Annotated in this window: 14 protein-coding genes and 2 tRNA genes; 9 read left to right on the top strand and 7 right to left on the bottom strand. The window is 54.0% G+C overall.

What is annotated here, in order from left to right; genetic code table 11:
- The first annotated feature begins 212 nt into the window (after positions 1-212).
- A complete protein-coding gene (locus CNE01S_RS22620) occupies positions 213-1,916 on the top strand; it encodes a sensor histidine kinase (protein ID WP_061278785.1) in 1,704 nt (567 codons plus the stop codon).
- On the top strand, positions 1,913-2,644 hold the full coding sequence (locus tag CNE01S_RS22615; RefSeq protein ID WP_039305288.1) for a LytR/AlgR family response regulator transcription factor: 732 nt from the start codon (positions 1,913-1,915) through the stop codon (positions 2,642-2,644). The genes CNE01S_RS22620 and CNE01S_RS22615 overlap by 4 nt, the downstream gene beginning before the upstream one ends.
- A gap of 37 nt (positions 2,645-2,681) precedes the next feature.
- Here the strand turns inward: CNE01S_RS22615 and glk are convergent, their stop codons facing one another.
- A complete protein-coding gene (glk, locus tag CNE01S_RS22610) occupies positions 2,682-3,647 on the bottom strand; it encodes a glucokinase (RefSeq protein ID WP_061278784.1) in 966 nt (321 codons plus the stop codon).
- A 202-nt stretch (positions 3,648-3,849) separates the two neighbouring features.
- On the opposite strand from glk, the gene CNE01S_RS22605 reads away from it, so the two are divergent.
- A complete protein-coding gene (locus CNE01S_RS22605) occupies positions 3,850-5,082 on the top strand; it encodes an ion channel protein (RefSeq protein WP_061278781.1) in 1,233 nt (410 codons plus the stop codon).
- Here CNE01S_RS22605 and CNE01S_RS22600 read toward each other — a convergent pair whose 3' ends face one another.
- Positions 5,083-6,744 carry an alpha-keto acid decarboxylase family protein gene (locus CNE01S_RS22600; protein ID WP_061278779.1) on the bottom strand — a complete coding sequence of 554 codons (1,662 nt, stop codon included), beginning with the start codon at positions 6,742-6,744 and terminating at the stop codon, positions 5,083-5,085. It abuts the gene before it with no gap.
- Positions 6,745-6,913: 169 nt separating this feature from the next.
- Here CNE01S_RS22600 and mgrA point away from each other — a divergent pair, with 169 nt between their 5' ends.
- Positions 6,914-7,903 carry an L-glyceraldehyde 3-phosphate reductase gene (gene mgrA, locus CNE01S_RS22595; protein WP_061278777.1) on the top strand — a complete coding sequence of 330 codons (990 nt, stop codon included), beginning with the start codon at positions 6,914-6,916 and terminating at the stop codon, positions 7,901-7,903.
- A gap of 154 nt (positions 7,904-8,057) precedes the next feature.
- The gene (locus CNE01S_RS22590) at positions 8,058-8,384 is read left to right on the top strand and encodes a DUF2502 domain-containing protein (protein ID WP_061278775.1); all 327 of its coding nucleotides are present in this window, start codon (positions 8,058-8,060) and stop codon (positions 8,382-8,384) included.
- Between the two features lie 47 nt (positions 8,385-8,431).
- Here the strand turns inward: CNE01S_RS22590 and CNE01S_RS22585 are convergent, their stop codons facing one another.
- Positions 8,432-9,688 (bottom strand): Nramp family divalent metal transporter, encoded by a 1,257-nt coding sequence (locus tag CNE01S_RS22585; RefSeq protein WP_303621196.1) that lies wholly within the window; start codon positions 9,686-9,688, stop codon positions 8,432-8,434.
- Positions 9,689-10,033: 345 nt separating this feature from the next.
- Here CNE01S_RS22585 and CNE01S_RS22580 point away from each other — a divergent pair, with 345 nt between their 5' ends.
- Positions 10,034-11,221 (top strand): NupC/NupG family nucleoside CNT transporter, encoded by a 1,188-nt coding sequence (locus tag CNE01S_RS22580; RefSeq protein ID WP_061278771.1) that lies wholly within the window; start codon positions 10,034-10,036, stop codon positions 11,219-11,221.
- A gap of 41 nt (positions 11,222-11,262) precedes the next feature.
- Here CNE01S_RS22580 and CNE01S_RS22575 read toward each other — a convergent pair whose 3' ends face one another.
- From CNE01S_RS22575 to CNE01S_RS22565, 3 genes are all read right to left on the bottom strand, one after another.
- A complete protein-coding gene (locus tag CNE01S_RS22575; protein ID WP_082763276.1) occupies positions 11,263-12,906 on the bottom strand; it encodes a diguanylate cyclase in 1,644 nt (547 codons plus the stop codon).
- Positions 12,907-12,938: 32 nt separating this feature from the next.
- Positions 12,939-15,122, bottom strand: coding sequence for an EAL domain-containing protein (locus CNE01S_RS22570; protein ID WP_061278767.1), 2,184 nt, complete (start codon positions 15,120-15,122; stop codon positions 12,939-12,941).
- 237 nt (positions 15,123-15,359) lie between these two features.
- Positions 15,360-15,435, bottom strand: a tRNA-Ala gene (locus CNE01S_RS22565).
- Positions 15,436-15,665: 230 nt separating this feature from the next.
- Here CNE01S_RS22565 and CNE01S_RS22560 point away from each other — a divergent pair.
- Positions 15,666-16,022 (top strand): YfeC-like transcriptional regulator, encoded by a 357-nt coding sequence (locus CNE01S_RS22560; RefSeq protein ID WP_061278765.1) that lies wholly within the window; start codon positions 15,666-15,668, stop codon positions 16,020-16,022.
- 46 nt (positions 16,023-16,068) lie between these two features.
- A complete protein-coding gene (locus CNE01S_RS22555) occupies positions 16,069-16,425 on the top strand; it encodes a YfeC-like transcriptional regulator (RefSeq protein WP_061278763.1) in 357 nt (118 codons plus the stop codon).
- A gap of 53 nt (positions 16,426-16,478) precedes the next feature.
- Here CNE01S_RS22555 and gltX read toward each other — a convergent pair whose 3' ends face one another.
- Entirely contained in the window at positions 16,479-17,894 is a 1,416-nt protein-coding gene (gltX, locus tag CNE01S_RS22550; RefSeq protein ID WP_061278761.1) for a glutamate--tRNA ligase, read from the bottom strand.
- A 259-nt stretch (positions 17,895-18,153) separates the two neighbouring features.
- On the opposite strand from gltX, the gene CNE01S_RS22545 reads away from it, so the two are divergent.
- Positions 18,154-18,229 (top strand) — tRNA-Val (locus CNE01S_RS22545).
- Positions 18,230-18,328 lie beyond the last annotated feature (99 nt).

The following is an 18,328-nucleotide window of genomic DNA, read 5'->3' as shown; positions in this document are numbered from 1 at the left end:
AAGTGACGGTGACTTCCCCGAGTCGTTCACCGTTGCGGTGACTGCATATGAAGCAGCTCTGGAAGTGAACGGAACCTTAGTTGATCCTTCATAGAGCGTATTTGTGAATACGAGATAGCTGGAAGGAGGAGGGAATACTTCGTCCTGAACTTTCTTCCCCCTCCAAATTTCCTTATCATTAGCGCTTCCCTTCTAAGCCACGCGAGTATCCCGTGCACGAAATTTTTACTATGTTGCTGGCGGTATTCGATCGCGCGGCGCTGATGCTTATTTGCCTTTTCTTCCTGATTCGCATTCGACTGTTCCGCGAACTGCTGCACAAAAGCGCCCACACGCCAAAAGAGCTGCTGGCGGTCACCGCTATCTTCTCGATGTTCGCCTTGTTCAGTACCTGGTCCGGCGTGCCTGTTGAGGGCTCGCTGGTCAACGTGCGTATTATCGCGGTGATGTCCGGCGGCATTTTATTTGGCCCGTGGGTGGGCATTATTACCGGGCTTATCGCCGGGACGCACCGCTACCTGATTGATATCGGCGGCATCACCGCAATTCCCTGCTTTATCACCAGCATTCTGGCGGGGATAATTGCTGGCTGGATCAACCGCAAAGTGCCGAAAGAGAAGCACTGGCGGGTGGGGATCATCGGCGGCATGCTCTGCGAAACGATGACCATGATTCTGGTTGTGCTTTGGGCGCCAAGCACCGAGCTCGGCCTTGATATCGTCTCTAAAATCGGCGTGCCAATGATCCTCGGCTCGGTGTCTATCGGCTTTATTATCCTGCTGGTGCAAAGCGTCGAGGGCGAGAAAGAGGCCAGCGCCGCCCGCCAGGCCAAACTGGCGCTGGATATCGCCAACAAAACGCTGCCGCTGTTCCGCAAGGTTAACAGCGAGTCACTGCGCCAGGTTTGCAAGATTATTCGTCAGGATATCGACGCGGATGCGGTGGCCATTACCGATACCGAAAAAGTGCTGGCCTACGTCGGACTTGGCGAGAATAACTACCATGAGAACGATCAGGCCTTCAGCCCTCGCACCCGTCAGGCGTTGAAAGAAGGGCGCATTATCATCCGCAACGATGATGAAGCCTGGCGTACCCCGGAAATTCACTCCTTAATCATTATCCCGCTGTGGGAAAAAGGCGTGGTGACCGGCACCCTGAAAATCTATTACCGCCACGCCCATCAGATAACGTCGACGCTGCAGGAAATGGCCGTCGGCCTGTCACAGATTATTTCGACCCAGCTTGAGGTTTCACGCGCGGAACAGCTGCGTGAAATGGCCAACAAGGCGGAGCTGAGAGCGCTGCAAAGCAAGATAAACCCACACTTCCTGTTCAATGCGCTGAATGCAATATCCTCTTCTATCCGCATGAATCCGGATACCGCGCGCCAGCTTATCGTCAACCTGTCACGCTACCTGCGCTATAACATCGAGCTGAACGACGACGAGCAGATTGATATCCGTAAGGAGCTATATCAAATCAAGGATTATATTGCCATTGAGCAGGCGCGCTTCGGCGACAAGCTGACGGTTATCTATAACATTGATGAAGAGGTCAACTGCCGCATTCCCAGCCTGCTTATCCAGCCACTGGTGGAAAATGCCATCGTGCACGGCATTCAGCCCTGTAAAGGTAAGGGCGTGGTGACGATAAGTATTGAAGAGAGCGGCAACCGGGTGCGCATTGCGGTGCGTGATACCGGCCACGGCATAGATCCTAAGGTGATCGAGCGCGTGGAAAATAACGAAATGCCGGGGAATAAAATTGGCCTGCTGAACGTGCATCACCGCGTGCAGTTGCTCTACGGCGAAGGGCTGATCATCCGCCGCCTGGAACCCGGTACCGAAATCGCCTTTTACGTGCCGCGCTATGTCCCCACCGCCGCGCCGCGCCCACTGGAAGGGAGAGAAGCATGAAGGTCATTATCGTAGAAGATGAGTTTCTGGCGCAGCAGGAGCTGAGTTGGCTCATCAAAAACCACAGTGAAATGGAGATTGTCGCCTCTTTCGACGATGGCATGGACGTGCTGAAATATTTGCAGCATCACGAAGTTGACGCCATCTTCCTCGACATCAATATTCCTTCACTGGACGGCGTGCTGCTGGCGCAGAACATCAGCAAATTTGCCCACAGGCCGTTCATTGTGTTTATTACCGCCTGGAAAGAGCATGCGGTGGAAGCCTTTGAGCTGGAAGCGTTTGACTACATCCTGAAGCCTTATCAGGAGTCGCGCATTATTGGCATGCTGCAAAAGCTTGAGGCCGCTTATCAGCAGCAAACCTCACAGCCTGCCGCAAGCCATGAAAACCGTGACGCCACGACGATAAACTTGATCAAAGACGAGCGAATTATCGTCACCGACATCAACGATATTTACTACGCGGAAGCCCACGAGAAGATGACCTTCGTCTATACGCGCCGCGAGTCTTACGTCATGCCGATGAACATTACCGAATTTTGCAGCCGCCTGCCGGAGAGTCACTTCTTCCGCTGCCACCGCTCTTATGTGGTGAACCTGAGCAAAATCCGTGAGATAGAACCGTGGTTTAACAATACCTATATTCTGCGCCTACGTGACCTGGATTTTCAGGTGCCGGTGAGCCGCAGCAAGGTGAAAGAGTTCAGGCAGCTGATGCGCCTGTAGAGAGGGAAACGGACGGGCGCTATGCGCCCGCACGGTATTACAGGACGTGGCCCAACGTCTGACGCAGGTGCGCCCCGGCGCCCAGCAGCCCCGGCTGATCGTGAACGATGAGATAAACGGGAATATCCTTCACGAACTCTTTGAAGCGGCCTTTGTCTTCAAACCCACCGCGGAAGCCTGAAGCCTTAAAGAACTCCAGGAAGCGCGGCACAATACCGCCGGCGATGTACACGCCGCCAAAAGTGCTCATGTTCAGCGCCAGGTTACCGCCAAAACGCCCAAGGATCACGCAGAACAGCGACAGCGCGCGGCGGCAGTCGGTGCAGGTGTCGTCCACGGCTTTTTCGGTAATGTCCTTCGGCTGGTAGTTTTCCGGTTCGCGACCGTCGGCCTTAACAATGGCACGGTAAAGATTCAGCAGGCCCGGCCCGGAGAGAATGCGCTCGTTGGAAACGTGTCCAAGCTCTTTGCGCAGCTGCTCCAGGATAATGCCCTCTTCTTCGCTGTTCGCCGCAAAATCCGAGTGGCCGCCCTCGCCCGGCAGGCTGATCCAGCGTTTGTCGACGTGAACCAGGTGAGAAACGCCCAGCCCGGTACCCGCCCCGTAAACCACCACCGGTTTGCCTGCCACAGGCTCGCCGCCGCCGAACTGAATCAGATGCTCTTTTTTCAGCGCCGGAATGGCCATTGAAACGCCGGTAAAGTCGTTGATAATTTCCAGATGTTCGAAGCCCAGGTTTTGCTTCATTTCGGCGGTTGAAAACGCCCAAGTGTGGTTGGTCATTTCCACCCAGTCCCCGTTTATCGGGCAGGCAATCGCCACGCAGCCTGACTGCACGCTGATGTTATGTTCTTTGAGGTAGTGCTGAATCACCGCTTCCAGGCTTGGAAAATCAAGGCCGGAGTAAGTCTTTGCCTGTGAAATATCACCCGTGCTCAAATCGCATAGCGCCAGACGTGCATTGGTGCCGCCTACATCTCCCACCAAAGCATATTTTGTCATTCTCAAACAGCTCCGCTAAAGTCAGAATAAGTTCTGGCAACACTGTAAAATTAGCCAGCCGAAACAACAACGACCATCATCCAGGCGCGGCGCGATTGTTGAACCAGGTCACATTCTGGCTTTACCGTTTCAGCTCTATTTGCAATGCGGCTTAAGACTTTCCGTTTTTGCACCGTGCGACTTCCCATTGTAAGGATTGACTATGCTCCATCCGCGAGCCAGAACCATGCTGGTACTTTCCATTCCGGCTCTGATTATCGGCGTCTTATCCAGCCTGGTGTTAATTGTCGTTATGAAGGTCGCCGCTGCGCTGCAGGAGTACCTGTGGGCCACGCTGCCAGCGGCGCGCGGCTACGATCCTCAGTCCCCGTTTTGGATACTGCTTATTTTAACCCTGACCGGCGTCGCCGTCGGGCTGGTTATTCGTTTTTTACCGGGCCACGGCGGGCCAGATCCGGCTACCGAACCGCTTATCGGGGCACCCGTGCCGGCGATGGCCATTCCGGGCCTGGTTATGGCGCTGGTGATTGGCCTTGCCGGCGGCGTAAGCCTGGGGCCTGAGCACCCGATTATGGCAGTGAATATTGCACTCGCGGTGGCGCTGGGTGCCCGTGTGTTACCGAAAGTTAGTCCGCTGGACTGGACTATCCTCGCCGCTGCGGGCACCGTCGGCGCTTTATTCGGCACACCGGTAGCCGCTGCGCTTATCTTTTCGCAAACCCTCGGCGGGAATAACGAAGTGCCGCTGTGGGACAGACTCTTCGCGCCGCTAATGGCCGCGTCGGCGGGGGCTTTAACCACCAGTATTTTCTTTCAACCGCACTTTGCCCTGCCGGTTGCCAGCTACCCGGAAATGCACATTGAAGATCTGTTCAGCGGGGCGGTTGTCGCGGTTATCGCCATTGCGATGGGCATGGTGGGCGTCTGGTGCCTGCCAAGGCTGCACCGCCTGATGCACCAGCTAAAAAATCCGGTGCTTATTCTCGGCGCTGGCGGATTTTTGCTGGGCCTGTTGGGAATAATCGGCGGCGAGGTCACGATGTTTAAGGGGCTGGATGAGATGCGGCAGTTGGCTATCTCCGACTTCTCCGTTTCATCACTGCTGCTGTTTGCCGTGGTGAAGCTGGCCGCGCTGATTATCGCTGCCGCCAGCGGTTTTCGGGGTGGGCGTATTTTCCCGGCTGTGTTTGTGGGCGTCGCGTTGGGCATGATGCTGCACCAACATGTGGAGGCAGTTCCTGCCGCAATTACGCTCTCCTGCGCCGTCCTTGGCATGGTACTGGTGGTGACGCGTGACGGCTGGCTGAGCCTGTTTATGGCGATGGCCGTCGTGCCGGACGTCAAACTCCTGCCCTTGCTGTGCATCGTGATGCTACCCGCCTGGCTCCTGCTGGCGGGTAAACCGTTGATGATGGCCGGACGGCCAAACCGCTAATTAATGCTCCATTTCCGAGTTGCGTTTACCCAGCGAAGTCGTCACCGCTCTTAGCAACTCTGGAATGTCCTGCTTCGGCAGAACCACTTCCACCAGCGCCAGCCTCTCCGGGCTGGCCAGTTTTTCCATCACTGCGGCAAGCTGCGCGGTTTCGGTGACTCGCCAGCATTCGGCCTGGCTATCCACGTTCATCGCCTGCGGCAGGCGGGTCCAGTCCCAGGCGGCAATGTCGTTGTAGCGCTGTTCAGGGCCATGAATAGCGCGCTCAACAGTGTAACCCTCGTTATTCAGCAGCAGGATGACCGGTTTCTGGCCGTCGCGCTGCATGCTGCCCAACTCCTGAATAGTGAGCTGGGCGGAGCCGTCGCCTATCAGCAAAAGTACGCGCCTGTTCGGCCACGCGGTTTGCGCCCCAAACGCTGCGGGCAGCGTAAAACCGATCGATCCCCAGAGCGGCTGGACGATAAATGTCACGCCTGCAGGCAGAGTCAACGCCGCCGCGCCAAAGGCCGCCGTGCCCTGATCGGCCAGAATGATATCGCCAGGCTGTAAGGCATCTTGCAGGGTTTGCCAGAAAGCGTGCTGGTCCAGCTTGCCGCTTTCGCAGGCAGGGAGCGCTGGCGGCCTTTGCTTTGCTTCAGGCCAGGAGGCGGCCTGCCGAGCGCACAGCGGCTGCAAAATAGCTATCGCCTGAGCCATTGAGATACCGCTAAACCAGCGCTCGCCGACCCTTACCGCCTCTGGCTGAACCTCAATCGTCTGTTGCTGACTTAGCTTCTGGCTGAAACCGGCGGTGATGGTATCGGTAAATTTCACGCCCACGCAGATAACCAGCTCCGCGCCTTCAATCCCCTGCTTCACCTGCGGCGGGCTGGCCGCCCCGCTGTAGGTACCCAGAAAACCGGGCTGGCTTTCATCAAACAGCCCTTTTCCCATAAGCAATGAAGCATGCGGCACGGGCGTGCTGTTCATCCACTGCTGGAGCGTTTTTTGCTGCCCATAACGCAGGGCCAGAAAATCGGCCAGCAGCGCCACGCTTCGGCTTTCGGCAATTTTCACCTGCGCACAATGACGAAATGCTTCCAGAGTGGCCGGTTCAGCAACCGTTTCAGTCGCAATGAGTCGTTTTGAAGGGCGCGTTGCCGGTGCCTCCGCCACATCGCTCGGCAGCAACAGGTAACCGGGGCGCTGCCGCTTCAAAGCTTCAAGGATCACACGATCGATTTCGCTACAGGCATTGGCGGGCGTGAGCGAAGCCTGCGCCACGCTGACTTCTTCAGCAATACGCAGGAAATGGCGGAAATCCCCATCCCCCAGCGAGTGATGAAGCAGTTCGCCGCGCTGCTGGGCGTGGCTGTTTGGCGCACCAACAATATGAATGATGGGCAGGTGCTCGGCATAGCTGCCCGCCACGCCGTTCAGCGCGCTCAGCTCACCCACGCCAAATGTGGTCAGCAGCGCCGCAGCGCCTTTGCAGCGGGCATATCCGTCGGCAGCGTAGGCCGCATTCAGCTCGTTAGCGCAGCCCACCCAGGCCAGCCTCGGATGCGCAATGACGTGATCGAGGAAAACAAGGTTGTAGTCACCGGGCACGCCGAAGAGGTGATCGATCCCACCTTCGTTAAGCCGGTCAACAAGATAGTCTGCCACACAGTAGCGCATAGGATTTTCCTTCTATGAGGGCTTGCTGTGAGTATCGAGTAACCGGGATCGGTGTCGAGAATATATCCGATTTTGGGGGTGGAACGTGGAATTTACAGTGGAATACGGCGTATTCTGGGTTGTGAAAGCGTATACACTAATTTCTCTGTTACCCATAAGGATGGCAATAATGACCTGGCAGCCTGACCCTGAACGCTATACGTCTATGGAGTACCGTCGCTGCGGCCGCAGCGGCCTGAAATTGCCCGCTATTTCCCTCGGCCTTTGGCATAATTTTGGCGATGAAACGCTGCTGGAAACCAGCCGCCAGCTGTTGAGAAAGGCTTTTGATCTTGGCATTACTCATTTCGACCTCGCCAACAACTATGGGCCGCCACCGGGCTCGGCCGAGTCCAACTTTGGCCGCATTTTGCGTGAAGATTTTCAGGCCTGGCGCGACGAGCTGATTATCTCTACCAAAGCGGGCTACACCATGTGGGACGGGCCCTACGGCGACTGGGGCTCACGCAAATATCTGATCTCGAGCCTCGACCAGAGCCTGAAGCGCATGGGGCTGGAATACGTTGATATTTTCTATCATCACCGCCCGGACCCTGACACGCCGCTGGAAGAGACCATGCGCGCCCTCGACCATGTGGTGCGCCAGGGCAAAGCGCTTTATGTCGGGATCTCTAACTATCCGGCAGATCGGGCAGAGCAGGCCATTAATATCCTGAACGATCTCGGTACGCCGTGCCTGATCCACCAGCCGCGCTATTCCCTGTTTGAGCGCTGGGTTGAAGGCGGCCTGCTGGATATGTTGCAGGAAAAAGGCGTCGGCAGTATCGCTTTTTCCCCGCTTGCCGGAGGCCAGCTAACCGACCGCTATCTGGGCGGTATCCCCGCAGATTCACGTGCCGCCAGCGGCAGTCGCTTCCTGAACCCTGACCAGATTACGGAAGAGAAGCTGGCCAAAGTCCGCAAGCTTAATGCGCTGGCAGAAAAACGCGGGCAGAAGCTGTCGCAGATGGCGCTGGCCTGGGTACTGCGTGATGAAAAGATAACGTCGGTATTGATTGGCGCCAGTAAAACCAGCCAGATAGAGGATGCCGTGGGCATGCTCAGCAAACGAGGTTTCAGCGAGCAGGAACGCGCTGCAATCGAGGCTATTTTAGTGTAAACGCTTACTTTCTTTCCCTGAATCAGACGCTGGCTTGTGCAAAAAGTGCTGCCATTGATGATTTAGGAATTGTGTAGTTCATCGGACTGTTTGTCGGTTTGTAATATTGTGTTAACAAGCCGCAACACGGCTCTGAGAACCAGGGAGAGAAAGTATGTTCAGGTCATTAATGCTTGCCCTTGCCTTACTGGCCGCGGCGCCGATGGTGGCTAACGCGGGTGAAATCACCCTGCTGCCGTCGGTGAAATTACAGATTGGCGATCGAGATTATCGCGGTAATTACTGGGACGGCGGCAGATGGCGCGACCGCGATTACTGGCATCGAAACTATGAATGGCGCGATCGCGGCTGGCATCACCACCGCGGCTGGAACAAAGGCTGGGATCGCGGCCGCAACAGCTACGAACGCGGCTACCGTGAAGGCTGGAGAGATCGAGATGATCACCGTGACAGAGGCCGGGGCCACGGTCACCACCACTGACAAAAAAGGGCTGGATTATCCAGCCCTTTTTTCTTTATTTGGCAAGATTAGTTGCCAAACAGCGTCCCGAAGATTAACCACAGGTTGAGCGCCACCACCACTGCCACAATCGCCCAGCCGACAAGCTTCACCCAGCGAACGTTAACCAGGTCTCCCATCAGCTTTTTGTCGCTGGTAAACACCAGCAGCGGCACCAGCGCCAGAGCAATCCCGAAGCTCAGCAGAACCTGGCTCATGACCAGAATACGCGTTGGGTCGAGCCCCATCATAATGACCACGAAGGACGGCGCCATGGTAATAGCCCGGCGAACCCACAGTGGGATATAAAAACGCACAAAACCCTGCATGACGACCTGCCCGGCAAGTGTGCCCACCACCGTGGATGATAAACCTGCCGCCACCAGGCTAAGGCCGAAAATCGTGGCTGCGGCATGGCTCAACAGCGGCTCCAGCGTTTTATAGGCATCTTCCAGCTCGGCAACGCCGGTATGCCCGGTGAAGTGAAACGCCGCTGCAGCGGTCGCCATCATCGCCAGGTTGACGAAGCCGGCAATCGTCATGGCTATCCCCACGTCCCATTTGGTCGCGGAATAGCGCTCTGCCCGGTTGCCCGCATGCAGGTGCTGGGTCAGCGAAGAGTGCAGGTAAATTACGTGCGGCATGATAGTTGCCCCCAGCACGCCGGCGGCAAGATATACCGCCTCAGAGGTCGGCAGGCTCGGGATCAGCATCCCTTTGCCCAGTTCAGCAACCTTCGGCTGGGAGAAAATCAGTTCAACGATGTAGGCCGCAGCCACAAACAGCAGCAGCCCGCCAATGACTTTTTCCAGCGGCTTCTGCCCGCGGCTTTGCAGCATCAGGATCAGGAAGGTGGCGATCCCGGTCAGCACCGCGCCCTGCAAGAGCGAAACACCAAGGATCAGCTTGAAGCCGATGGCCGCCCCGATAAACTCCGCGAGATCCGTCGCCATGGCGATGATTTCCGCCTGAACCCAATAAATCCACACCAGCGGACGCGGGTAATGGTCGCGAATTTGCTCCGCGAGATTTTTGCCGGTGGCGATCCCAAGCTTGGCGGAGAGCACCTGAATCAGCGCCGCCATCAGGTTAGCCCACACCACCACCCACAGCAGTTGATAACCATAGCTCGCCCCTGCCTGGATATTGGTCGCGAAGTTACCGGGATCGATGTAGCCGATAGCGGCGATAAACGCCGGCCCCATCAACGCCAGCCGCAGCTTGCGCGCGGTGCGTCCGGTATTGCTGTCAATGCGACTGCTTGTCATCTTCTGCCTCTGAGATATAGCCTTTGCTATGTTTCATGCTATCAAAATGAGAATGGTTATCAAGTTCATTTAGTGCGGGGAAATTGATTTCTCTGATAGCTGAAAACGATATGCAGGAGGCGTGAGATGGTGAATCTGGATGCCGGTTAACGGATTAACATTTGGCCAACGTGTAAACTGTCGACAAGCCATCTTAACGTAACTTTTAGCTTCTTTACTTAACATAGCAGAAATGTATGGTGGATCACTATTTTTGCGTTCCGTCACAGGTCATCACTATAGTGTGGAATTGATCTCGTTTTCTTATTGCTTGTTACATAGAATGTGCAACGAAATTAAACCTGCCTCATATTTGGAGCAAATATGTCCCGCGTTTTGCACTTTGTTTTAGCGCTTGCTGTGGTCGCGCTGCTGGCTTTGCTGGTTAGCCCTAACCGCAAGCAAATTCGTATTCGCTTTGTCATTCAACTGTTAGTGATCGAAGTGTTACTGGCCTGGTTCTTCCTGACCTCCGACGTCGGCCTGGGCTTCGTAAAAGGTTTCTCCGAGATGTTCGAGAAACTGCTCGGCTTCGCTAACGAAGGGACAAACTTTGTTTTCGGCAAAATGAATGACGAAGGCCTGGCGTTCTTCTTCCTGAAGGTGCTGTGCCCTATCGTGTTCATTTCTGCGCTGATCGGTATTCTGCAGCACATTCGCATTCTGCCGATAGTTATCCGTGCCATCGGTACCGTGCTTTCTAAAGTCAACGGTATGGGTAAGCTGGAATCCTTTAACGCCGTAAGCTCGCTGATTCTGGGACAGTCAGAAAACTTCATCGCCTATAAGGATATTCTCGGCAAGATGTCGCGCAACCGCATGTACACCATGGCGGCGACCGCAATGTCCACCGTGTCCATGTCAATCGTGGGCGCGTACATGACCATGCTGCAGCCAAAATACGTGGTTGCCGCGCTGGTGCTGAACATGTTCAGTACCTTTATCGTGCTGTCGCTGATCAACCCGTACCGCGTGGATGAGAAAGAAGAAAACCTGCAGATGACTAACCTGCACGAAGGTCAAAGCTTCTTCGAAATGCTCGGCGAGTACATCCTGGCAGGTTTCAAAGTGGCGATTATCGTTGCCGCTATGCTGATTGGCTTCATCGCGCTGATTTCTGGCCTGAACGCGCTGTTCGCGGCCGTGCTGGGCATCTCCTTCCAGGGCATTCTGGGCTACATCTTCTACCCGGTTGCCTGGGTGATGGGCGTGCCGTCCGGCGAAGCGCTGCAGGTCGGCAGTATCATGGCGACCAAACTGGTTTCTAACGAATTCGTTGCCATGATGGATCTGCAGAAGATTGCCAGTTCCCTGTCTCCACGCGCGGAAGGCATCCTGTCCGTGTTCCTGGTTTCCTTCGCTAACTTCTCTTCTATCGGCATCATCGCGGGCGCGATTAAAGGCCTGAACGAAGAACAAGGTAACGTGGTTTCCCGCTTCGGCCTGAAGCTGGTTTACGGTTCTACGCTGGTGAGTATCCTGTCGGCGTCTATCGCCGCGCTGGTTATCTGATTATTGCGTATTAAAAAGCCGGTGCTGGTCACCGGCTTTTTTTATGCCTGCAATTCTGCCTCGCCACTCCAACACACTCTATTGCGCCCCTGCTGTTTCGCCCGGTACAGGCGAATATCCGCCTGGCTCTGAATGTGTTCCAGGTCACCCTCAGGCGTTTCTTCATGGGAAGCGACACCCAGCGATGCCGTCACCAGTAGCGTAGACTCATCCTCAAGCTTGAGAGGCGTGTTCACCAGCATCTTGCGAACCCGCTGCGCCACGGCAATCGCCGCATGCAGATCGGTATTGGGCAGGTAGATACAAAACTCTTCGCCACCTATACGCCCGACAATATCCTGGGTGCGGATCGCCTGCTGGATGCAGCGCGTGGCATGGATAAGTACCCGGTCCCCCACCTGATGCCCAAAGCGGTCATTCACTTTTTTGAAATGATCCAGATCCAGCTGAATCAGGGAGTAATCCACGTATTGCGGGCTGATACGCCCGGTTGTCTCAAAGAAACCACGGCGATTTAAGACACCGGTCAGGTCATCGTGAAGCGCGTGTCGGTGCATTTCCTGCTGCAAATGGCCCATGTTGCGGATCAGTCGACAAATCATGCGGTGTGAGCCAAGCAGAATAAGAATCACGGTCAGCCACATCACCACCAGCAGCACGCTAAAGCGCCCAAAGTCCTCGTGTAGCCCCTGCCGGATTGTCTGGACGCTGACAAGAATTGCCCCGGTTCCGGTGATGTGCCCGAAAGTAGCATAGGCGTAGCCAAAGCGAAGAGTGCCCCGGGATTCAGCGGCCAGCTTTTCAAGAATCGCCTGCCGCTGCTTCTCGCTTAACTGATAGCCATTTTGCGAGCCAACGGCGCGAGTTAACGGGTTCATCTGTTTATCAAAAAGCAGATAGGCGCTGTGGGTGTCTTCTGGTAAAGCGTTAGAGAGAAACAGCCGCATCGTATCCGTGGTGACGGCAATACCAAACAGCCCAATCCACCGATCGTCAAAATCAACGGGAAGCGAGCCGTTAATCAGCGTTTTACCCGTATCAGCAATGTTTTGCCGCGTCCAGAAAGGCTCCCGCCGGGGATTAAGCATCGGTGAACCCAGCACAAACGAGCCCTGTATTTCCCTTGGGTTAGCGCTTTGGATAAGCAGTTTGTTCACATCTGGCGACAGGGAAGCAATAAAAGCCCCGGAGCGCGACATGTAATAAATGCTCGAGGACAGGTGGTTGCTTCCGCCTGCCAGCGGGAAGAGATCCTGGATGTCGCGCAGCGCCTGATACTCGCGCCGCGTTAAGCTTGCTCTCTCTTCTTCAGTCTGATTTTTAAAGGGCCGAACGCTATCGGGGATGGGTAAGCTTTGAATATGCAGCGGCGACAGCGTCTCTTTGTTGCTGGCCCGGGCAGCAAGCTGCGACAGCGGCGTGAACTGAGGCTCATGCAGCGTTTCAATAAACATCCGGCGCAGATAACGCAGGTTGTCCATCTGATATTGAGATTTGCTTTCAAGCCGGGCGATAACGCTTTCAAGATGGCTGAGCTGGCTGGTGCGATACCCGTGGTTAAAGAGCTCGCCCTGCTGCCAGAACATGAATGTTATCAGCAGAAACAGCGACAAAAAGCACACATGGGTTATGCGTAGTGTCTTAACCATCGGCAGATGGAAATGGCTCATCAACGACGTGCTCACGGTGATTCCTTTTTAGGGCGCAAAGGAGAGCGTCAGGGCTTCAACTGCTGCAGAGGCTCGGGTTTCCCCACCAGATAGCCCTGCAGGTACTGGACGCCAAGCTGCAGCAGGATTTCGCGCTGCTCTTCCGTTTCGACATACTCTGCGACTACGCTGAGCGACCTGGCCGCAGCCAGCTTGCAAATGGACTTCACGATCAGCTTATCCATCACATCGCTGGTGATGTCGCGGACGAAGCAACCATCTATCTTAATGATATCCGCCTGCAGTTTCTTCAGGCGCTCATAGTTAGCGTAGCCTGTTCCAAAATCATCGATAGCGATCTTAAAACCTTTCTCGCGCAGCAGGGCAATATTTTGGTTGGACGTTTCCGAATTAGAGAACGCCTGTTCCTCCGTGACTTCAATCACCACCGCGCTGGTAGGCACTTTATAAGCCTCAAACTGAGCAACAATCTGCTGAGCAATCTCTTTTTGCATGAGAGTGAGCGGCATCAGATTGACCGAGAATCGAATCTGGCGGGTATCGTCGGGGTGCTTCGCAAGCCAGGCCAGAAGCATTTTCATGACCATCATGTCAAAGCGTGTACTGAGGTTGAACTCGGCAATGATAGGAATAAATTTATCCGGCGTGATGTTCTGGCCATCAATCACCAGACGGCTGAGAATTTCGTGATAGCCCTTCCCTTCGCGGTTCACAATAGGCTGCGCATAAAGCTGAAACGCCTCTTCGTCGATGGCTTGCTTAATCTTTTGTAGCAGCAATACCCGCTCGGTTGTTTGCCCGGAGACAGCCTGCAGCCGGGAATCAAGACCAAGCACGCGCTGAACGTCGCTGGCTTTTTCGGCCAGATAACTTAATTGCCCCAGCGTACGCTGCAGCTCCTCCGGTGAATCCACAATCCCCCAGGAAGCACCGTATTCAATTTCAAGTGCGGCGTTATGCCACGGGATTTTCTTATTATTCAATTGCTCAACGAAATAGGTTAACCGCGCTTCAGTTTCCCCACCACATAAAAATAAAAGTAACTCACTGCCGGGAAGCTGGAATATTTTCTCGCCCTCAAGCAGCCACGGCTGTAATTCTCTGGCGATGGTTTTTTTACAGTATATGCGCATCATCATGCCGTAATGTCGGCTAAGAAACTCAAAGTTAGCCATTCTCAGGCAGCAAAGTGCGCCCGTAGGATAAAGGCCAATATGCTCTTCGAGCGCGCGTAAATTAGGTAGCTTTGTTAAAGGATCGGTCTGCGCCTGCAAATGATAAATGCGCTTCATCCATTCATTTTTATGGTAGGAGGCGGCCATGTACAGCAGGCAGACGGTAAAGGAGATAAAGACCGAAAGAATAAATGACAGCGAATATTGCGTATTCACGCCCTGTAAAAAGCCGGTGTTGTAGGTCAGCAAGACCCATGCCGAAATGCCCCACAGCAGGGAAGATAACCTGCCGCCAAGGCGGCGAATACCAAGGGTAAACAGCACAAAAACAACGGGAACCAGGTAGCCGGAAATCAGCTCACTATGCCACGGCGAGCACATCAGCAGCAGGTACAGAACCCAGGCAGCCAGCCAACAGGGCGTATAGAAGCGGTGCTTATCCTGCCTGTAATGCCTGACGCAGCGCCGCCAGAAGCCTACGGCAAAATGCGGGTTAAGCAACATGCGCAGTGGATAATAGAACAACGGCGTGAAAATCAATGAAGCCACGACCAGGTTCAGCACATCGACAATCATGTAGATAACCGAGCCGCCGCCGAAGAAGGGCGCCAGCTCAGGTGGGTACTCAACGACATTGCCCGTGAGATACATCAGCAGCTTAATGGTAAACGGCGCCACAAATCCAAGCCAGAAAATGCGTGGCCCCATGCCTTTGTTGGGCAAACCAAAGCGCCAGCGGCGGCCCACGTAGCTGCGGGTAATAAAACTGGCAATCAGTAAAGGAAATAGCAGGCAGAAAATAAAAGCAACAAGCGGCGCAACGGCTAAATCAAGCAGCCAGCCGTAAACAATCAGCGACCCTATCGTGAGTGGAAAAATCGCAGATCGGCCATAAATAATAATCATTGCCATTATAAAACTTAGCGGCAGATAGGCGAGATAGGTTTTATGTCCATCAACAAGGGTTGTCGGTGAAATATAACGAGAAAATGGAATGAAGAGTAAACATAACGCCAGGGCAATCGCTATTTTTTTTATCGTCTTGTAAATAATCATAGGCTCTGGTGTTAATTTTATGTGGTTGCTTAAAAAGCATTTTTTCGCCGGTAAGGGTACGTTTATTTATTGAGCGAATCAAGTTTAAGGCCTGCACAAAAGTAGATCTTACCGTACAGCAGAAATAATAGAACACGCAGACATAAGTAGAGACTTTTTTACCGAGGAATTGCCAAAAGCAGAAATATTGGGTTCTGAAAAGCAAAAAACCCTCGCCGAAGCGAGGGTTTCAAATTTTGGTGGAGCTAAGCGGGATCGAACCGCTGACCTCTTGCATGCCATGCAAGCGCTCTCCCAGCTGAGCTATAGCCCCAAACCGTAAAGACCTTGTCGTGTTGACGGGCGGCATAATATGAAACCCCACATAGCGTGTCAACGGCAATTTGTTCTTCCGCGATCAATCGCCTAAAAAGCCAGCGCCCTGGGCAATTCCAGGTTGCATATCATCCCGTTGTAGTTAATTCTGTCACAGTTTCGCGTTAGTCAGTTCAATAAAATGAACCACTAATAAAGCCGTTTCGGCCGCAATGAAAAGGAATCACTGTGCTCAAGGAAAGAATGACACCAGAAGAACTGGCTGTGATCACCGGCTACAGCCGCCAGACCATTAATAAGTGGGTGCGTAAAGAAAATTGGGAGACCTCACCTAAACCTGGCGTTCAGGGAGGAAAAGCGCGGCTTATCCATATAGATGAGCAGGTAAGGGAGTTTATCAACAACACCAGGCGAGTGACTGAGAATACGGCCCGCTACAGCGCAACCGACGCCTCACTGGAAAACCTGCTGATTAACTCAGTCCAGCAAATGTCCGACGGCGAGCAGAAAAAGATGTCTGCCATGCTGTTACGGGACGGGATTGCCGGTTTACTTATGCGACTGGGTATCCGCGACAACGAGTAGCTGCCCGGCTATTTCCTACCGGCACAGGGAAAATAAAGGATTGCAGATGTTCAAGGAAAAAATGACCGCCGATGAACTGGCAGAAATGACGGGTTATAACCGCCAGACTATCAATCAGTGGGTACAGAAACATCACTGGGAAACCACTGAAAGACGAGGCGTACCGGGCGGCAAGGCAAGATTTATTTATATCTCAGAGCAGGTAAAAACGTTTATCTACAACACTCGCTATATGCGAGAAAAAGTAGCCTCTTATAGCGTTCTTAGAACGCCATTAGAACAGTTGATGCTGAACGCCCTTCGTACCCTTTCCGAAGAAGAGCAGCAAAAAATGACCGCTATACTTGAGCGTGAAGGCAGTGAAGGTCTGCTAAAACGCCTTGGACTCCAAAAGAATGAATAAATAAAAAAGCCGGTGACTTAGCACCGGCTTTTTACATTTACATTCTGCGACGCTTACTGCTGCGCTTCACGCTCGCTGATGAAATCGAGCGCTTTGTTGATGCGTGCCACGGAGCGCTGTTTGCCAATCGCATGCACGGTCACATCCAGGCCAGGAGACTGCCCAGCCCCGGTCACGGCCACGCGCAGCGGCATCCCGACTTTGCCCATCCCGACTTCCAGCTCATCGGCCGTGGCCTGAATAGCATGGTGAACGTTTTCTGCCGTCCAGTCGCTCAGCGCGGCCAGTTTGTCACGCACCACTTCCAGCGGCTGACGAGCAACCGGGCGCAGATGCTTCTTCGCCGCGTCAGCGTCAAACTCGCTGAAATCTTCATAGAAGTAGCGGCAGGTCTGCGCCATCTCTTTCAGAGTTTTACAGCGCTCGCCCAGCAGTTTCACCAGCTCAGACAGCTGCGGGCCGTTACGAGTATCAATATTTTCCTGCTCGATATGCCACTGCAGGTGCGTAGCCACGTACTCTGGCTCCAGCGTATTGATGTAATGGTGGTTTAGCCACTGCAGCTTTTCAGTATTGAAGGCGCTGGCTGACTTGCTTACCGCATTCAGGGTGAACATCTCAATCATCTCTTCACGCGAGAAGATCTCCTGATCACCGTGGGACCACCCCAGGCGCACCAGATAGTTGAGCAGCGCTTCTGGCAGGTAGCCGTCGTCGCGGTACTGCATCACGCTCACCGCCCCGTGGCGTTTAGACAGCTTTTTGCCGTCGTCGCCGTTGATCATGGAAACGTGGGCGTAAAGCGGCACAGGTGCATTCAGCGCCTTCAGGATGTTGATCTGGCGCGGCGTGTTGTTGATATGGTCTTCACCACGAATCACGTGGGTGATCTCCATATCCCAGTCGTCCACCACTACACAGAAGTTGTAAGTTGGAGAACCATCGGTACGGCGAATGATCAGATCGTCCAGTTCCTGGTTGCTGAATTCGATCGGGCCACGGATTTGGTCATCAAAGATGACGGAACCTTCCTGTGGGTTGGCAAAACGCACAACGCACGGTTCGTCATCGGCATGGTGCTCATGGCTGTGGCGACAGCGACCGTCATAACGAGGTTTCTCGTTATTGGCCATTTGCTCTTCACGCAGTGCCTCAAGGCGCTCTTTAGAGCAATAGCACTTATACGCCGTGCCCGCAGCCAGCATTTCGTCGATGGCCTGGTTGTAACGATCAAAACGCTTGGTCTGATAGTACGGGCCCTCATCCCACTGCAGGCTCAGCCAGTTCATCCCGTCCATAATCGCTTCGATGGCTTCCGGGGTTGAACGCTCGAGGTCGGTGTCTTCTATACGCAGCACGAACTCGCCTTTGTTATGACGAGCAAACAGCCAGGAGTAGAGAGCAGTACGGGCACCGCCAACGTGCAGATAGCCTGTTGGGCTTGGCGCAAAGCGAGTTTTGATTTTCATTAAACGGCCTTAGTTACACATATTTGCCGGCAAAGCGGCAATTGCCAGGGAAAATTAACAGGCAACATTCTATCACTGTGCGCTAATTCCTCAATGTTGATGCCTGTAGATAGCAGGAAAGCGAAGAATTTGATGATAAATCAAACGCCAATGCATGTTTCTTGATCGCATCGTTTAATTTTAAGACGAACGAACAAAAACTTTAGAAAAGGCGTTGACTCATTTTCAACTGTCCCTATAATGCGACTCCACAAACCGGGGGTGATTAGCTCAGTTGGTAGAGCATCTCCTTTACACGGAGGGGGTCGGCGGTTCGAGCCCGTCATCACCCACCACTCTTTAGGGTGACCCGGAATGTACAGTAAGAGATTTAGAGATGGGTGATTAGCTCAGTTGGTAGAGCATCTCCTTTACACGGAGGGGGTCGGCGGTTC

The organism is Cedecea neteri NBRC 105707 = ATCC 33855 (assembly GCF_001571265.1).
In the GTDB taxonomy this organism is placed as follows: Bacteria; Pseudomonadota; Gammaproteobacteria; order Enterobacterales; family Enterobacteriaceae; genus Cedecea; species Cedecea neteri.
Note: the sequence above shows the minus strand (reverse complement) of the source record. Positions and strands in the feature narration are given on the sequence as shown.

What these genes read in the sequence shown, in the direction of transcription:
- CNE01S_RS22615 (WP_039305288.1), top strand. Translation starts at nt 1,913, where the DNA reads ATGAAGGTCATTATCGTAGAAGATGAGTTTCTGGCGCAGCAGGAGCTG.
- glk (WP_061278784.1), bottom strand. Translation starts at nt 3,647, where the DNA reads ATGACAAAATATGCTTTGGTGGGAGATGTAGGCGGCACCAATGCACGT.
- CNE01S_RS22605 (WP_061278781.1), top strand. Translation starts at nt 3,850, where the DNA reads ATGCTCCATCCGCGAGCCAGAACCATGCTGGTACTTTCCATTCCGGCT.
- CNE01S_RS22600 (WP_061278779.1), bottom strand. Translation starts at nt 6,744, where the DNA reads ATGCGCTACTGTGTGGCAGACTATCTTGTTGACCGGCTTAACGAAGGT.
- mgrA (WP_061278777.1), top strand. Translation starts at nt 6,914, where the DNA reads ATGACCTGGCAGCCTGACCCTGAACGCTATACGTCTATGGAGTACCGT.
- CNE01S_RS22590 (WP_061278775.1), top strand. Translation starts at nt 8,058, where the DNA reads ATGTTCAGGTCATTAATGCTTGCCCTTGCCTTACTGGCCGCGGCGCCG.
- CNE01S_RS22580 (WP_061278771.1), top strand. Translation starts at nt 10,034, where the DNA reads ATGTCCCGCGTTTTGCACTTTGTTTTAGCGCTTGCTGTGGTCGCGCTG.
- CNE01S_RS22570 (WP_061278767.1), bottom strand. Translation starts at nt 15,122, where the DNA reads ATGATTATTTACAAGACGATAAAAAAAATAGCGATTGCCCTGGCGTTA.
- CNE01S_RS22555 (WP_061278763.1), top strand. Translation starts at nt 16,069, where the DNA reads ATGTTCAAGGAAAAAATGACCGCCGATGAACTGGCAGAAATGACGGGT.
- gltX (WP_061278761.1), bottom strand. Translation starts at nt 17,894, where the DNA reads ATGAAAATCAAAACTCGCTTTGCGCCAAGCCCAACAGGCTATCTGCAC.